The following is a 14496-nucleotide window of genomic DNA, read 5'->3' as shown; positions in this document are numbered from 1 at the left end:
CATAAAAATAATTTTAAAAATTACTTGCACTTAGTTGTAGAGATGTGTATAATAAGGACTGTTAGTCTTTGACTGCGATGAAGTGGAAGGTTACTGAAACACCCGGCCGCTTTGCCATGGCGAGTGTCTTGAGAGAACTTTCATGGAGAAGTTTGCTGCTAGACAGCGAGCGTAAATATAAGGAGGGAAAATGATGGCAAAACAAAAAATTCGTATTCGATTAAAATCTTATGATCACCGTGTGATTGATCAATCAGCAGAAAAAATTGTAGAAACTGCTAAACGTTCTGGAGCGACTGTTTCTGGTCCAATTCCATTACCAACTGAAAAGCAAATTTATACAATCTTACGTGCGGTTCACAAGTACAAAGATTCTCGTGAACAATTCGAACAACGTACACATAAACGTTTAATCGACATCGTAAATCCAACACCTAAAACAGTTGATGCTTTAATGGGCTTAAACTTACCATCAGGTGTAGACATCGAAATTAAATTATAATATAGGAGGTGACTTTCGATGGCCAAAGGAATCTTAGGAAGAAAAGTAGGTATGACACAAGTATTTGGTGAGAACGGTGAAATGATCCCAGTAACAGTGATCGAAGCTGCATCAAACGTGGTATTACAAAAGAAAACAGAAGAAATCGATGGATACAATGCAATCCAAATCGGTTTTGATGACAAACGTGCTTATGACAAAGAGCGTAAAGCACACCGTGTTCACGTTGCTAACAAATCAGAACAAGGACACGCAGACAAAGCGGGTACAGCACCTAAGCGATTCATCCGCGAATTCCGTAACGTTGATGTTACAGAATATGAAGTGGGTCAAGAAGTCAAAGTTGATACATTCGCAGAAGGCGATGTAGTAGATGTAACAGGTACTTCAAAAGGTAAAGGTTTCGCGGGTTCAATTAAACGTCACGGACAATCACGTGGTCCAATGGCCCACGGTTCTCGTTACCACCGTCGCCCAGGTTCAATGGGTCCTGTTGCTCCAAACCGTGTATTTAAAGGTAAAGCTTTACCAGGTCGTATGGGTGGAGACACAGTAACATTACAAAACTTAGAAGTAGTTAAAGTTGTTGCTGATAAAGGTTTAATCCTTATTAAAGGTAACGTTCCTGGTCCTAAAAAAGGTTTTGTACAAATCCAAACAGCAATTAAAGCTGGTAAATAATTAATACGGAAGGAGGAATACAGGAAATGACGAAATTAGAATTATTCAAACAAGATGGTACTAAAGCTGGTGAAGTAGAAGTTGTTGAATCAGTGTTCGGTATCGAACCAAATCAACATGTATTATTCGAAGCAGTAATGCAACAACGTGCTTCATTACGTCGTGGTACTCATGATACAAAAGGTCGTTCAGAAGTTTCAGGTGGTGGTCGTAAACCTTGGAGACAAAAAGGTACAGGTCGTGCCCGTCAAGGTTCTATCCGTTCTCCACAATGGCGTGGTGGTGGTATTGTATTTGGTCCTACACCTCGTAGCTACAGCTACAAATTACCACGTAAAATGCGTCGTTTAGCTTTACGTTCAGCATTATCTAGCCAATTAGCAGAAGGTAATGTTTTTGCAGTAGAAGCTTTAACTTTTGAAAAACCAAAAACAAAAGAATTTATTAAATTCTTATCAGCTGTAGATTCTACACGTAAAACTTTAGTTGTTGTAGAAGAAGCAAATGAAAACATTTATAGATCAGCAAGTAACATTCCTGGTGTTACAGTAATTACTGCGGAAGGCTTAAATGTATTAGATATCTTAGGTCATAACAAAGTTATCTTTACAAAAGCAGCAGTAGAAAAAGTTGGGGAGGTATTAGCATAATGGAAGCACGCGATATTATCAAACGCCCTGTCTTAACAGAAAAAACATACTTAGCTATGCAAGATAATAAATATACTTTTGACGTTGACACTCGTGCCAATAAAACACAAGTGAAAATTGCTATCGAAGAAATCTTTGATGTAAAAGTTGAAAGTGTTAACATTATTAATGTTCGCGCTAAGAAAAAACGTGTAGGTCGCTACTTAGGTAAAACTAACAAGCGTCGTAAAGCGATTGTTAAATTACAAGCAGGAAATGCAATCGAATTATTTTCAAACTAATTAAAAAGAAACCATTAAGGAGGTAAACGACACAATGGCAATTAAAGTGTATAAGCCAACCACTAATGGACGTCGTAATATGACATCATTAGATTTTGCTGAAATTACAACTAATAAACCAGAAAAGTCGTTATTACAACCGCTACCGAAAAAAGCGGGTCGAAATAACCAAGGTAAAATTACAGTACGTCACCACGGTGGCGGTCACAAACGTCAATATCGTATTATTGATTTCAAACGTAATAAAGACGGTATTCCAGGTAAAATCGCTACTATCGAGTACGATCCAAACCGTTCTGCGAATATCGCATTAGTACACTATGTAGATGGTGAAAAACGTTATATCATCGCTGCAAAAGGCTTACAAGTAGGTCAAGAAATTTTCTCTGGTGAGAATGCTGACATTAAAGTTGGTAATGCATTACCATTGGCAAACATTCCAGTAGGTACTTTAATTCATAATATCGAATTAAAACCTGGAAAAGGTGGTCAATTAGTACGTTCAGCTGGTGCATCTGCACAAGTTTTAGGTAAAGAAGGTAAATATGTGTTAGTTCGACTTAAATCAGGTGAAGTAAGAATGATTTTAGCAACTTGTCGTGCGACAGTTGGTGAAGTTGGTAATGCTGAACATGGTTTAGTTAATGTAGGTAAAGCTGGTCGTTCTCGTTGGGCTGGTAAACGTCCAACAGTACGTGGTTCTGTAATGAACCCGAATGATCACCCACACGGTGGTGGTGAAGGTCGTGCACCAATCGGTCGTAAATCACCAATGTCACCATGGGGTAAACCTACTTTAGGTAGAAAAACTCGTTCTAAAAAAGCACGTTCAAACAAATTTATCGTACGTGGACGTAACAAAAAATAATTTAATAATGCTGTGTGGTTGGGTTAAACTAACCACACTTATATCACGAAGGGAGGCGCCAAAATGGCACGTAGCTTAAAAAAAGGACCATTTGTAGATCATCATTTAATGAAAAAAGTAGAAGCTGCTAATGCAAGTGAGAAGAAAGTTGTTATTAAAACTTGGTCTCGTCGTTCTACTATTTTCCCAAACTTTATTGGTCTTACAATAGCAGTATATGATGGACGTAAACACGTTCCTGTATATGTAACTGAAGATATGGTTGGACATAAATTAGGTGAATTTGCTCCAACAAGAACTTATAAAGGTCACGCGGCAGACGATAAAAAAACACGCCGTTAGTTATTAAACAAAGGAGGCAAACAAAATGCAAGCAAAAGCTGTTGCAAGAACAGTACGTATTGCACCTCGTAAAGTACGTCTAGTTATCGATTTAATCCGAGGTAAAAAAATTGGTGAAGCACTAGCAATTTTAGAATTCACACCAAAAGCAGCATCTCCGGTTCTTACAAAAGTATTGAAATCGGCGATTGCCAACGCTGAACATAACTATGACATGGACATTAACGAATTAGTAGTTTCAGAGGCTTACGCTAATGAAGGTCCTACTTTGAAACGTTTCCGTCCTCGTGCTAAAGGTGCAGCAAGTGCAATTAACAAACGTACAAGTCATATCACAGTTGTGGTATCAGATAATAAATAATATATCGACTTAAAAAGGAGGCAAAAACAGTGGGTCAAAAAGTACATCCAATTGGGCTTCGTGTTGGTGTAATTCGTGATTGGGATTCTAAATGGTATGCTGAGAAGAATTTCGCTGAGTTATTACACGAAGACGTAAAAGTTCGTGAACTTATCATGAAAGAATTAAAAGACGCTCAAGTTTCACGTGTTGAAATCGAACGTTTTGAAAAACGTGTAAATGTTTCAATTCACACTGGTAAACCAGGTATGGTTATCGGTAAAGGTGGGTCTGAAATTGAAAAATTACGTACAAAATTAAATAAATTAACTGACAAACGCGTATTCATTAACGTGGTTGAAATTAAAAAAGTTGATTTAGATGCAAAATTAGTAGCAGAAGGTATTGCACGTCAATTAGAAAACCGTGTATCATTCCGTCGTGCTCAAAAACAAGCAATTCAACGTGCGTTGAAAGCTGGTGCAAAAGGTATTAAAACACAAGTATCAGGTCGTTTAGGTGGTGCAGATATCGCACGTGCTGAACACTATTCAGAAGGTTCAGTTCCTTTACATACTTTACGTGCTGATATCGATTATGCACATGAAGAAGCAGACACTACTTATGGTAAATTAGGCGTAAAAGTTTGGATTTATCGTGGTGAAGTTCTTCCAACATCTAAGAAAGAGGGAGGAAAATAAGTATGTTAATGCCAAAACGCGTAAAATATCGTCGTCAACACCGTCAAAAAACGACTGGTAAGTCGAAAGGCGGAAATACAGTAATTTTTGGTGAATACGGCTTACAAGCTACAACTGCAGCTCGTGTTACTTCTCGTCAAATCGAGGCAGCTCGTATTGCGATGACTCGTTACATGAAACGTGGTGGTAAAGTTTGGATTAAAATCTTCCCACAAATGCCATATACTAAAAAACCTCTAGAAGTACGTATGGGTTCTGGTAAAGGTGCAGTAGAAGGCTGGGTTGCTATTGTAAAACCAGGTAGAATTATGTTTGAAATCGCTGGTGTTTCTGAGGAAATCGCTCGTGAAGCATTACGATTAGCATCACATAAATTACCTGTTAAAACAAAAGTCGTAAAACGTGAAGAAACGGGTGGTGAAGCATAATGAAAATCAAAGAAATTCGTGACTTAACTTCAGTAGAAATTGAAGCAAAAGTAAAATCATTAAAAGAAGAGCTTTTCAACTTACGCTTCCAACTAGCGACAGGTCAGTTAGAAAATACAGCACGTATCCGTCAAGTAAGAAAAGCTATTAGTCGAATGAAAACAGTCATTCGTGAACGTGAATTAGAAAACAAATAATCTAGGAGGATGAAGTCGTGAGCGAAAGAAACGATCGTAAAGTTTATACTGGTAAAGTTGTGTCAGATAAAATGGACAAAACTATTACAGTATTAGTTGAAACTTATAAAAAACACGGTTTATATGGTAAACGTGTTAAGTACTCTAAAAAATTCAAAGCACATGATGAAAACAATACTGCTAAAACTGGCGATATCGTAAAAATCATGGAAACTCGTCCTCTATCAGCAACAAAACGTTTCCGTTTAGTTGAAGTGGTAGAAGAAGCAATCATTATTTAAGTAAAGAAAATACATAAGTTGTAAATCTAAAAAGGAGGCACAATATAGCATGATTCAACAAGAAACTCGCTTAAAAGTAGCAGATAACTCTGGTGCTAAAGAAGTATTAACAATCAAAGTTTTAGGTGGATCTGGACGTAAAGTTGCTAACATCGGAGACGTTATCGTTTGTTCCGTGAAAAAAGCAACACCAGGTGGAGTTGTTAAAAAAGGTGATGTAGTTAAAGCTGTTATTGTACGTACAAAAACAGGTGCACGTCGTAATGACGGTTCATACATTAAATTTGACGAAAATGCTTGTGTAATTATTCGTGATGATAAAGGACCACGTGGTACACGTATCTTTGGTCCAGTTGCACGTGAATTACGTGATGGCAATTTCATGAAAATTGTATCATTAGCACCAGAAGTGCTTTAATTATACAGTGACTTTAAAATTTTAATAGGAGGGCCTAAATAATGTACATTAAAAAAGATGACATTGTAAAAGTTATCAGTGGTAAAGATAAAGGTAAAACTGGTAAAGTTTTATCTGCTCAACCTAAGAAAAACCGTGTAGTTGTAGAAGGCATTAACATTGTTAAGAAGCATGTTAAACCATCTCAAACAAACCCACAAGGTGGAGTATTAGAAGTTGAAGCACCAATATACGCTGCTAAAGTAGCATTAGTTGATAAAAACGGTAAAGCTACTCGTATCGGATATAAATTTGAAAATGGTAAAAAAATCCGTGTTGCTAAAACAACAGGTGAAGAAATCTAATCAACTCGTATGAAAGGAGGACATGACCAAACATGGCTCGTTTAAAAGAAAAATATTCTGAACAAATCATTAAAGATTTGATGACAAAATTTAACTATACTTCAGTAATGCAAGTACCTAAAATTGACAAAATCGTTGTTAACATGGGTGTTGGTGAAGCTGTAAGTAACTCAAAAGCTTTAGATATGGCAGTAGCTGAGTTAACTCAAATTACTGGTCAAAAACCATTAGTAACTAAAGCGAAAAAATCTATCGCTACTTTCCGTTTACGTGAAGGTATGCCAATTGGTGCTAAAGTAACATTACGTGGTGAACGCATGTACGAATTTTTAGATAAATTAGTAACAGTTGCATTACCTCGTGTACGTGACTTCCACGGTGTATCTAAAAAAGCGTTTGACGGTCGTGGTAACTATACTTTAGGGGTAAAAGAACAATTAATCTTCCCTGAAATTGACTATGATAAAGTTTCTAAAGTTCGTGGTATGGATATTGTTATTGTAACAACTGCTAACACTGACGAAGAAGCTCGTGAACTATTAACAGGCTTTGGTATGCCTTTCCAAAAATAATTTAGGAGGAATTAACACATGGCAAAAAAATCTATGGTTGCTCGTGAAGTAAAACGTCAAAAAGTAGTTGACAAATATGCTGAAAAACGTGCTGCATTAAAAGCTGCTGGTGATTATGAAGGATTAGCAAAATTACCTCGTAACGCATCACCAACACGTTTACACAACCGTTGTAACATTACAGGTCGTCCACACGGTTACATGGGTAAATTTGGTATTAGCCGTATCAAATTCCGTGAATTAGCTTACAAAGGACAAATTCCTGGTGTTAGAAAAGCAAGTTGGTAATATTATAAACAAAAGAGAGGAGGATTCAACTCAATGACAATGTCAGATCCAATCGCAGATATGCTTACTCGTATTCGTAATGCCAATATGGTGCGTCACGAAGTATTAGAAGTGCCTGCTTCAAACATTAAAAAAGAAATTGCTGAAATTTTAAAACGTGAAGGGTTCATTAAAGACGTAGAATATATCGAAGACAATAAACAAGGTGTTATTCGTATTTACTTAAAATATTCTAAATCAGGTGAACGTGTAATTAATGGTTTAAAACGTATTTCAAAACCTGGATTACGTGTATACGTTAAATCAAATGATGTACCTAAAGTATTAAATGGTTTAGGTATTGCATTACTTTCAACTTCTGAAGGTGTTGTTACAGATAAAGAAGCTCGTCAAAAACAAGCAGGTGGCGAAGTTTTAGCTTACGTTTGGTAAAAAATAAATAAAAGAGGAGGTGCACAGATAAATGTCACGTGTCGGTAATAAAATTATTGAAATTCCAGCTGGCGTTGAAGTTTCATTCAATGGCTCAGTTGCAACAGTTAAAGGCCCTAAAGGTGAATTAACACGCGAATTCAATTCGAGAATGTCATTTGAAGTAGAAGGTAATACTATTACAGTAAAACGTCCTTCTGATTCTAAAGCAGATAAAACAAATCACGGTACAACTCGTGCTTTATTAGCAAACATGGTTGAAGGTGTTTCAACTGGTTTCAGCAAAGATTTAGAGTTAATCGGGGTTGGTTATCGTGCGCAAATGCAAGGTAATAAATTGGTACTTAATGTTGGTTACTCTCACCCTGTTGAATTTACTCCAGAAGATGGTTTAACAATTACAGTAGATGGTAACACTAAAGTTAAAGTAGAAGGTATTTCTAAAGAACGCGTTGGTGCTTTAGCATCTAATATCCGTGATGTACGTCCACCTGAACCATATAAAGGTAAAGGTATTCGTTATGTTGGTGAACATGTGCGTCGTAAAGAAGGAAAAACTGGTAAATAATAGAACCATTAAGAAAGGAGTGTTATAAATGATCGCGAAACTTGATAAAAATAAAGTTCGTAAAAAACGTCATGCTCGTGTACGTGCTAAAATTTCAGGTACACCTGAGTGCCCACGTTTAAACGTATTCCGTTCAAATAAAAATATTTATGCACAATTAATTGATGATGTTAATCGTGTAACATTAGCAAGTGCTTCTTCATTAAAATTTGAAGGTCATTCTTCAAATGTAGCAAGTGCTTCTAAAGTAGGTACTGCTATTGCTGAAGCAGCAAAAGCAAAAGGTATCACTAAAGTTGTATTTGACCGTGGTGGTTACTTATACCATGGACGTGTGAAAGCTTTAGCAGAAGCTGCACGTGAAAATGGTTTAGAATTCTAATTCAAAAAGGAGGGAAATCCAATAATGGCTCGTGAAAGACAACATGAAAATGAATTTGAAGAACGCGTAGTTGCCGTTAACCGTGTAGCTAAAGTTGTTAAAGGTGGACGTCGTTTCCGTTTTTCAGCTTTAGTAGTTGTGGGTGACAAAAAAGGTCGCGTAGGCTTTGGTACTGGTAAAGCACAAGAGGTACCAGATGCAATTAGAAAAGCAGTTGAAGCTGCAAAAAATAATTTAATCCAAGTGCCAATGGTAAATGGTACTACACCACATTTAATTACTGGTAATTATGGTGCAGGTTCTGTATTAATTAAACCAGCTGCGCCTGGTACAGGGGTTATTGCCGGTGGTCCAGTTCGTGCCGTGTTAGAATTAGCTGGTATTTCAGATATTTTATCTAAATCTTTAGGTTCAAACACACCAATTAATATGGTTCGTGCAACAGTTCAAGGATTAAAAGAATTAAAAACAGTCGAAGAAGTTGCTGCATTACGTGGTAAAACAGTCGAAGAATTACTAGGATAAGAGGAGGGATTTAGATAATGGCAAAATTACATATTACCCTAACTCGTAGTGTTATTGGTCGTCCAGAAGCACAACGTAAAGTTGTTCAAGCATTAGGTTTGAAAAAAACACATAAAACAGTTATTCATGAAGATAACGCTGCTATCCGTGGTATGATTAATAAAGTTAGTCACTTAGTGACAGTAGAAGAAAAATAATTTCAAGTATTTATAAAATTGAGGAGGTGCTCTACGTAATGAAATTACATGAGTTAAAACCAGTTGCTGGTGCTCGTAAAGAACGTAACCGTGTTGGTCGTGGTATCGGGTCAGGTAATGGTAAAACATCAGGTCGTGGTACAAAAGGTCAAAATTCACGTTCAGGTGGAGGCGTGCGTCCAGGATTTGAGGGTGGGCAAAACCCATTATTCCGTCGTATTCCAAAACGCGGATTTACAAACATTAACCGTAAAGATTATGCAATTGTTAACTTAGATCAATTAAATCGTTTTGAAGATGGTACTGAAATTACGCCAGCTTTATTAATCGAAAGTGGTGTAGTTAAAGCTGAAAAATCTGGTATTAAGATTTTAGGTAATGGTCAACTTTCTAAAAAGTTAACAATTAAAGCTCATAAATTTTCAAGTTCAGCTGTTAAAGCGATTGAAACTGCAGGTGGAAATCACGAGGTGTTATAATAATGTTTAGAACGGCAATTAACTTCTTTAAAGTTAAGGATATCCGTAATAAAATATTATTTACTTTAGCGATGCTGGTAATTTATCGTTTGGGAACATTTCTTCCTGTTCCCGGAGTAAACACTGATATCCTACAGCAGCAAGATCAGTTAGGTGTTTTTGGTATTTTAAATACATTTGGCGGTGGAGCGTTAAAAAACTTCTCTATTTTTGCCATGGGTATTATGCCTTACATTACAGCATCTATTGTAGTTCAATTACTACAAATGGATGTTGTACCTACATTTACTGAGTGGTCTAAACAAGGTGAAGTAGGGCGTAAAAAACTTCAACAAACAACACGATATTTTGCTATTATTTTAGCATTGATTCAATCTGTGGCGATGTCTGTTGGTTTCAATAATATTTATGGTGGTGCATTGCTACATTCAACGAGTTGGCATAGTTATGCACTAATTGCTATAGTATTAACAACTGGAACAGCATTTTTAATTTGGCTAGGAGACTTAATTTCACAATATGGTGTGGGAAATGGTATTTCAATATTAATCTTTGCAGGTATTGTTGCCTCAATACCTTCTGCCTTGATGCAAGTATATGCTTCGCAAATTCAAGGTGCTGCTAATGTTCAATTAGTAGTTTTAAAGATTGCGATTATTGTTTTAGTGTTATTGTTAATTGTAATGGGTGTTATTTACATACAGGAAGCTGTACGTAAAATTCCTATTCAATATGCAAAAGCACAAATTGCAGGACGACGTGGACTTGCGCCAAGAGCAACATTTTTACCTTTAAAAGTAAATGCTGCAGGTGTTATTCCAGTAATCTTTGCAGTTGCCTTTCTTACTTTGCCACGTACTTTTACATTATTTTGGCCTAAAGTTGAATGGATTCAAAAAGTAGGTAATTGGTTTGATTATTCACATCCAATTGGAATGGTTATTTATGTAGGAATGATTATTTTATTCGCTTACTTTTATGCGTTTGTTCAAGTTAATCCAGAAAAAATGGCTGATAATCTACGTAAACAAGGTAGTTATATTCCTGGTATTAGACCTGGCAAGGATACAGAAAATTATATTACAGGTACATTGTATCGATTAACTTTTGTAGGTTCGATATTTTTAGCTGTAATTGCTGTATTACCGATTGTATTTTCAGCTGCTGCTAAATTGCCTGCATCAGTTCAAATAGGTGGTACAAGTTTACTTATTGTAGTAGGTGTAGCACTTGAAACGATGAAACAATTAGAATCGCAGTTGACACAAAGACACTACAAAGGATTTATGAAAAAGTAACATGACTTACGGACGTATCTTAATAGAGCGTCCTTTTAGTCTATTATCATAAAAGGAGATATTGACAGAGATGAATATTATCTTAATGGGTTTACCAGGTGCTGGTAAAGGGACACAAGCAGAAAAAATTGTAGAAAATTATTCAGTGCCACATATTTCAACAGGTGATATGTTCCGTCTTGCAATTAAAGAACAAACACCATTAGGTGTGGAAGCAAAGTCATATATTGATCGCGGTGAATTAGTACCTGATGAAGTAACAATCGGTATTGTAAAAGAACGTTTATCACAACCAGATTGTGCTAAAGGTTTCTTATTAGATGGTTTTCCACGTACGATTGAACAAGCTGAAGCATTAGATAAATTATTAACTGATTTAGATAAAAAAATTGATAAAGTAATTAATATTGAAGTACCAACGGATATTTTAATCGATCGTTTAGCTGGTCGTTATATTTGTCCAGAATGTGGTACAACTTATCATAAATTATTTAATCCACCAAAAGTGGAAGGTATTTGTGATAAAGATGGTGCAAAATTATATCAACGTGAAGATGATAAACCTGAAACGGTTAAAAATCGTCTAGCGGTTAATATCAAACAAACACAACCATTATTAGATTTTTATGGTGCTAAAGACAATGTTTTAGTAAATATTGAAGGTACTAAAGAAATTAATGATGTTTTTGATGATGTAACAAAAGTATTGGATCAATTATAGAAAACAAAAAGGCTCACACTTGGGTCTTTAGTTTTTGGATAAATATGGTACAATATAAAAGTTGTTAATTGGTATAACACTGTTATTACAACTTGATATAATATTGCATTGTGTTTAAGTTATTTTAAGTATTCAGTATTAGCCAGTAACACGCAATACTGAAACTTAGAAAAAAGGGGGATTTCAAATGGCAAAACAAGATGTCATCGAATTAGAAGGTACCGTACTTGAGACTTTACCAAATGCGATGTTTAAAGTAGAATTAGAAAATGGGCATGAAATCTTGGCACATGTTTCTGGTAAAATTCGTATGAATTATATTCGTATTTTACCTGGTGATAAAGTGACAGTTGAGATGTCTCCATATGATTTAACTCGTGGTAGAATCACGTATCGTTTCAAATAGTCATATTCTCCAAAAATAGAGGAGGTAAAAGGAATGAAAGTAAGACCATCAGTAAAACCGATGTGCGAAAAATGTAAAGTTATTCGTCGTCGTGGTAAAATTATGGTAATTTGTGAAAATCCAAAACATAAACAAAAACAAGGATAAAAAAAGGAGGTGCTTTAATCAATGGCACGTATTGCAGGAGTCGACATTCCACGTGAAAAACGTGTTGTCATTTCATTAACATATATTTATGGAGTTGGGCCAAAAGTTGCTCAAAAAGTATTAGCTGAAGCTGGTGTATCAGAAGACATTCGTGTTCGTGATTTAACAGACGAACAATTAGATAAAATTCGTGAACAGCTTGATGGTTACAAAGTAGAAGGTGATTTACGTCGTGAAGTATCATTAAACATTAAGCGTTTAATGGAGATCGGTTCATACCGTGGTATCCGTCACCGTCGTGGTTTACCAGTTCGTGGTCAAAAAACTAAAAATAATGCACGTACTCGTAAAGGTCCTAAGAAAACAGTAGCTAACAAGAAAAAATAATAAGTAAAGGAGGAATAGTTAGACTATGGCACGTAAACAACAATCTCGTAAACGTCGTGTGAAAAAGAATATTCCAGCTGGAGTAGCACACATTCGTTCTACATTTAATAACTCTATCGTGACAATTACAGATGAACATGGTAATGCAGTAGCTTGGTCAAGTGCAGGTGCATTAGGCTTTAAAGGTTCTCGTAAATCAACACCATTCGCAGCACAAATGGCAGCTGAAACAGCAGCACGTGGTGCAATGGAGCATGGTATGAAACACCTTGAAGTAACTGTTAAAGGTCCTGGTGCAGGTCGTGAAGCAGCTATCCGTGCTTTACAATCAGCAGGTTTAGAAGTAACAGCTATTAAAGATGTTACACCAGTTCCTCATAATGGATGTCGTCCACCAAAACGTCGTCGTGTTTAGTTTGTAGTTAACTCGAACACAAAACATATTCGATTGTTTAAGGAGGGTAACCATGATTGAAATTGAAAAACCAAGAATTGAAATAGTAGAAATTGATGAAAAAAATCAATTTGGTAAATTTGTGGTTGAGCCATTAGAACGTGGATATGGAACAACATTAGGTAATTCTTTACGCCGTGTATTAATTTCATCATTACCAGGTGCAGCAGCACGTAATATTGAAATTGAAGGTGTTTTACATGAATTCTCTACAGTAAATGGTGTTGTAGAAGACGTTACTGAAATCGTGATGAATATTAAAGCATTAGCTTTAAAAATTTATTCTGATGAAGAAAAGTTACTTGAAATTGATGTGAAAGAAGAAGGTCCTGTTACTGCAGCAGACATTATGCATGACAGTGATGTTGAAATCTTAAATCCAGAGTTACATATCGCAACTGTATCAAAAGGCGGACACTTACGTATGCGTATTAAAGCAGGTAATGGTCGTGGTTTTAAACGTGCAGAAGATAATAACAAAGATTTACCGATTGGTGTAATTGCGATTGATTCGATTTATACACCAGTATCTAAAGTTAATTACACTGTTGAAAAAACACGTGTAGGGCAATCAACTGATTTTGATAAATTAACATTAGATGTGACAACAGACGGTAGCATTAGTCCACAAGAAGCTGTTTCTTTAGGCGCTAAAATTCTAACATCACATTTAGATTTATTTGTTAATTTAACAGATGTTGCTAAATCAGCAGAAATTATGGTTGAAAAAGAAGAAGATCAAAAAGAACGTATGTTAGAAATGACAATTGAAGAATTAGATTTATCAGTACGTTCATATAACTGTTTAAAACGTGCAGGTATTAATACTGTACAAGAATTAGCAGATAAGTCAGAATCTGAAATGATGAAAGTACGTAATTTAGGACGTAAATCATTAGAAGAAGTTAAATTTAAATTAATTGACTTAGGTTTAGACTTAAGGAAAGAAGATTAAAAAAGGAGGTTATTGCATTCATGGGATACAGAAAATTAGGTCGTACAGCTGACCACCGTAGAGCTATGTTACGTAACTTAACAACATCTTTAATTGTTAATGAACGTATTGAAACAACAGTAACGCGTGCTAAAGAAGTACGTAAAGCTGTAGAAAAAATGATTACTTTAGGTAAACGTGGTGATATTCACGCTCGTCGCCAAGCAGCAGCATTCGTTCAACGTGTTGAAATTGAAGGTGAAAACGGGACAGAATTTGCACTACAAAAATTATTTGATGATATTGCGCCACGTTTTGCTGATCGTCAAGGTGGTTATACTCGTATTTTACGCGTAGGTCCACGTCGTGGTGATGGTGCAGAAACTGCAATCATTGAATTCGTTGAAGGAAAATAATATTTAATAAATAGAATGAACCTTATGATAAAGGGGATGGCTCGCAAGAGAATTATCATATTCATACATACATAAAAACATACTATTCATACAAAGAAAACATACGACACATACAACAAAACTATTCTATTTTATTAAAGATTTGAGTGATTGAAATGTTAGCTTTTTAAGCGACACGTCTAGCTCTCGTGCATACATTTGTATGCACGATTTTTTGGTTCTTTATCAAAGAGTGTTGATGAACAAAATTTGATAAG

29 protein-coding genes are annotated in these 14496 nt (G+C 35.8%); all 29 read left to right on the top strand.

The annotated features are described in order from the left end of the window. Window positions 1–193 precede the first annotated feature (193 nt). The 29 genes from rpsJ (at window position 194) to rplQ (ending at window position 14239) form a co-directional block, all read left to right on the top strand. Window positions 194–502, top strand: coding sequence for a 30S ribosomal protein S10 (rpsJ, locus tag AC5EAH_RS06145; protein ID WP_493493894.1), 309 nt, complete (start codon window positions 194–196; stop codon window positions 500–502). A gap of 18 nt (window positions 503–520) precedes the next feature. Further along, window positions 521–1183, top strand: a complete 663-nt coding sequence (gene rplC / locus AC5EAH_RS06140; RefSeq protein ID WP_493493893.1) for a 50S ribosomal protein L3 — start codon at window positions 521–523, stop codon at window positions 1181–1183. 26 nt (window positions 1184–1209) lie between these two features. Next, window positions 1210–1833 carry a 50S ribosomal protein L4 gene (gene rplD / locus AC5EAH_RS06135; RefSeq protein ID WP_493493892.1) on the top strand — a complete coding sequence of 208 codons (624 nt, stop codon included), beginning with the start codon at window positions 1210–1212 and terminating at the stop codon, window positions 1831–1833. Next, on the top strand, window positions 1833–2114 hold the full coding sequence (gene rplW, locus AC5EAH_RS06130) for a 50S ribosomal protein L23 (RefSeq protein ID WP_493493891.1): 282 nt from the start codon (window positions 1833–1835) through the stop codon (window positions 2112–2114). Before rplD ends, rplW begins: the two co-directional genes overlap by 1 nt. 34 nt (window positions 2115–2148) lie before the next feature. After that, a complete protein-coding gene (gene rplB / locus AC5EAH_RS06125) occupies window positions 2149–2982 on the top strand; it encodes a 50S ribosomal protein L2 (RefSeq protein ID WP_493493890.1) in 834 nt (277 codons plus the stop codon). A 63-nt stretch (window positions 2983–3045) separates the two neighbouring features. Further along, window positions 3046–3324, top strand: a complete 279-nt coding sequence (gene rpsS, locus AC5EAH_RS06120) for a 30S ribosomal protein S19 (protein WP_493493889.1) — start codon at window positions 3046–3048, stop codon at window positions 3322–3324. Window positions 3325–3349: 25 nt separating this feature from the next. Continuing rightward, on the top strand, window positions 3350–3685 hold the full coding sequence (gene rplV, locus AC5EAH_RS06115; protein ID WP_493493888.1) for a 50S ribosomal protein L22: 336 nt from the start codon (window positions 3350–3352) through the stop codon (window positions 3683–3685). A gap of 29 nt (window positions 3686–3714) precedes the next feature. Further along, the gene (gene rpsC / locus AC5EAH_RS06110; RefSeq protein WP_493493887.1) at window positions 3715–4365 is read left to right on the top strand and encodes a 30S ribosomal protein S3; all 651 of its coding nucleotides are present in this window, start codon (window positions 3715–3717) and stop codon (window positions 4363–4365) included. Between the two features lie 2 nt (window positions 4366–4367). Continuing rightward, window positions 4368–4793, top strand: coding sequence for a 50S ribosomal protein L16 (rplP, locus tag AC5EAH_RS06105; RefSeq protein WP_493493886.1), 426 nt, complete (start codon window positions 4368–4370; stop codon window positions 4791–4793). Continuing rightward, window positions 4793–4990, top strand: a complete 198-nt coding sequence (gene rpmC / locus AC5EAH_RS06100) for a 50S ribosomal protein L29 (RefSeq protein ID WP_493493885.1) — start codon at window positions 4793–4795, stop codon at window positions 4988–4990. The genes rplP and rpmC overlap by 1 nt, the downstream gene beginning before the upstream one ends. Before the next feature lie 17 nt (window positions 4991–5007). Further along, window positions 5008–5271, top strand: a complete 264-nt coding sequence (gene rpsQ, locus AC5EAH_RS06095; RefSeq protein WP_493493884.1) for a 30S ribosomal protein S17 — start codon at window positions 5008–5010, stop codon at window positions 5269–5271. 49 nt (window positions 5272–5320) lie between these two features. Next, window positions 5321–5689, top strand: a complete 369-nt coding sequence (gene rplN, locus AC5EAH_RS06090; RefSeq protein WP_493493883.1) for a 50S ribosomal protein L14 — start codon at window positions 5321–5323, stop codon at window positions 5687–5689. Window positions 5690–5730: 41 nt separating this feature from the next. Next, on the top strand, window positions 5731–6033 hold the full coding sequence (gene rplX / locus AC5EAH_RS06085; RefSeq protein WP_493493882.1) for a 50S ribosomal protein L24: 303 nt from the start codon (window positions 5731–5733) through the stop codon (window positions 6031–6033). Between the two features lie 32 nt (window positions 6034–6065). Then, the gene (gene rplE / locus AC5EAH_RS06080) at window positions 6066–6605 is read left to right on the top strand and encodes a 50S ribosomal protein L5 (protein ID WP_493493881.1); all 540 of its coding nucleotides are present in this window, start codon (window positions 6066–6068) and stop codon (window positions 6603–6605) included. A gap of 18 nt (window positions 6606–6623) precedes the next feature. Continuing rightward, entirely contained in the window at window positions 6624–6893 is a 270-nt protein-coding gene (gene rpsN, locus AC5EAH_RS06075) for a 30S ribosomal protein S14 (protein WP_493493880.1), read from the top strand. A gap of 33 nt (window positions 6894–6926) precedes the next feature. Next, window positions 6927–7325 (top strand): 30S ribosomal protein S8, encoded by a 399-nt coding sequence (gene rpsH / locus AC5EAH_RS06070; protein WP_493493879.1) that lies wholly within the window; start codon window positions 6927–6929, stop codon window positions 7323–7325. Window positions 7326–7356: 31 nt separating this feature from the next. Then, window positions 7357–7893, top strand: a complete 537-nt coding sequence (gene rplF / locus AC5EAH_RS06065; RefSeq protein WP_493493878.1) for a 50S ribosomal protein L6 — start codon at window positions 7357–7359, stop codon at window positions 7891–7893. Between the two features lie 28 nt (window positions 7894–7921). Beyond that, window positions 7922–8275, top strand: a complete 354-nt coding sequence (gene rplR / locus AC5EAH_RS06060) for a 50S ribosomal protein L18 (RefSeq protein WP_493493877.1) — start codon at window positions 7922–7924, stop codon at window positions 8273–8275. 24 nt (window positions 8276–8299) lie between these two features. Continuing rightward, the gene (gene rpsE, locus AC5EAH_RS06055; RefSeq protein WP_493493876.1) at window positions 8300–8800 is read left to right on the top strand and encodes a 30S ribosomal protein S5; all 501 of its coding nucleotides are present in this window, start codon (window positions 8300–8302) and stop codon (window positions 8798–8800) included. 17 nt (window positions 8801–8817) lie between these two features. Then, window positions 8818–8997 (top strand): 50S ribosomal protein L30, encoded by a 180-nt coding sequence (gene rpmD / locus AC5EAH_RS06050; RefSeq protein ID WP_493493875.1) that lies wholly within the window; start codon window positions 8818–8820, stop codon window positions 8995–8997. Window positions 8998–9035: 38 nt separating this feature from the next. Continuing rightward, window positions 9036–9476, top strand: coding sequence for a 50S ribosomal protein L15 (gene rplO / locus AC5EAH_RS06045; RefSeq protein ID WP_493493874.1), 441 nt, complete (start codon window positions 9036–9038; stop codon window positions 9474–9476). A gap of 2 nt (window positions 9477–9478) precedes the next feature. Then, a complete protein-coding gene (secY, locus tag AC5EAH_RS06040; RefSeq protein WP_493493873.1) occupies window positions 9479–10774 on the top strand; it encodes a preprotein translocase subunit SecY in 1296 nt (431 codons plus the stop codon). Between the two features lie 70 nt (window positions 10775–10844). Beyond that, on the top strand, window positions 10845–11495 hold the full coding sequence (locus tag AC5EAH_RS06035) for an adenylate kinase (protein ID WP_493493872.1): 651 nt from the start codon (window positions 10845–10847) through the stop codon (window positions 11493–11495). Window positions 11496–11682: 187 nt separating this feature from the next. Then, complete coding sequence (infA, locus tag AC5EAH_RS06030) at window positions 11683–11901, top strand: translation initiation factor IF-1 (protein WP_493493871.1); 219 nt, start codon at window positions 11683–11685, stop codon at window positions 11899–11901. A gap of 33 nt (window positions 11902–11934) precedes the next feature. Further along, window positions 11935–12048, top strand: a complete 114-nt coding sequence (gene rpmJ / locus AC5EAH_RS06025; RefSeq protein WP_493493870.1) for a 50S ribosomal protein L36 — start codon at window positions 11935–11937, stop codon at window positions 12046–12048. A 21-nt stretch (window positions 12049–12069) separates the two neighbouring features. Next, window positions 12070–12435 carry a 30S ribosomal protein S13 gene (gene rpsM / locus AC5EAH_RS06020; protein WP_493493869.1) on the top strand — a complete coding sequence of 122 codons (366 nt, stop codon included), beginning with the start codon at window positions 12070–12072 and terminating at the stop codon, window positions 12433–12435. Window positions 12436–12460: 25 nt separating this feature from the next. Beyond that, a complete protein-coding gene (rpsK, locus tag AC5EAH_RS06015; protein ID WP_493493868.1) occupies window positions 12461–12850 on the top strand; it encodes a 30S ribosomal protein S11 in 390 nt (129 codons plus the stop codon). A 52-nt stretch (window positions 12851–12902) separates the two neighbouring features. Further along, window positions 12903–13844 carry a DNA-directed RNA polymerase subunit alpha gene (locus AC5EAH_RS06010; protein ID WP_493493867.1) on the top strand — a complete coding sequence of 314 codons (942 nt, stop codon included), beginning with the start codon at window positions 12903–12905 and terminating at the stop codon, window positions 13842–13844. A 20-nt stretch (window positions 13845–13864) separates the two neighbouring features. Further along, entirely contained in the window at window positions 13865–14239 is a 375-nt protein-coding gene (gene rplQ, locus AC5EAH_RS06005) for a 50S ribosomal protein L17 (RefSeq protein ID WP_493493866.1), read from the top strand. The last annotated feature ends 257 nt before the right edge of the window (window positions 14240–14496 follow it).

Source organism: Staphylococcus sp. B1(2026), assembly GCF_058895785.1.
The sequence above is the reverse complement of the archived record's forward strand: the minus strand, read 5'-3'. Positions and strand labels throughout refer to the sequence as shown.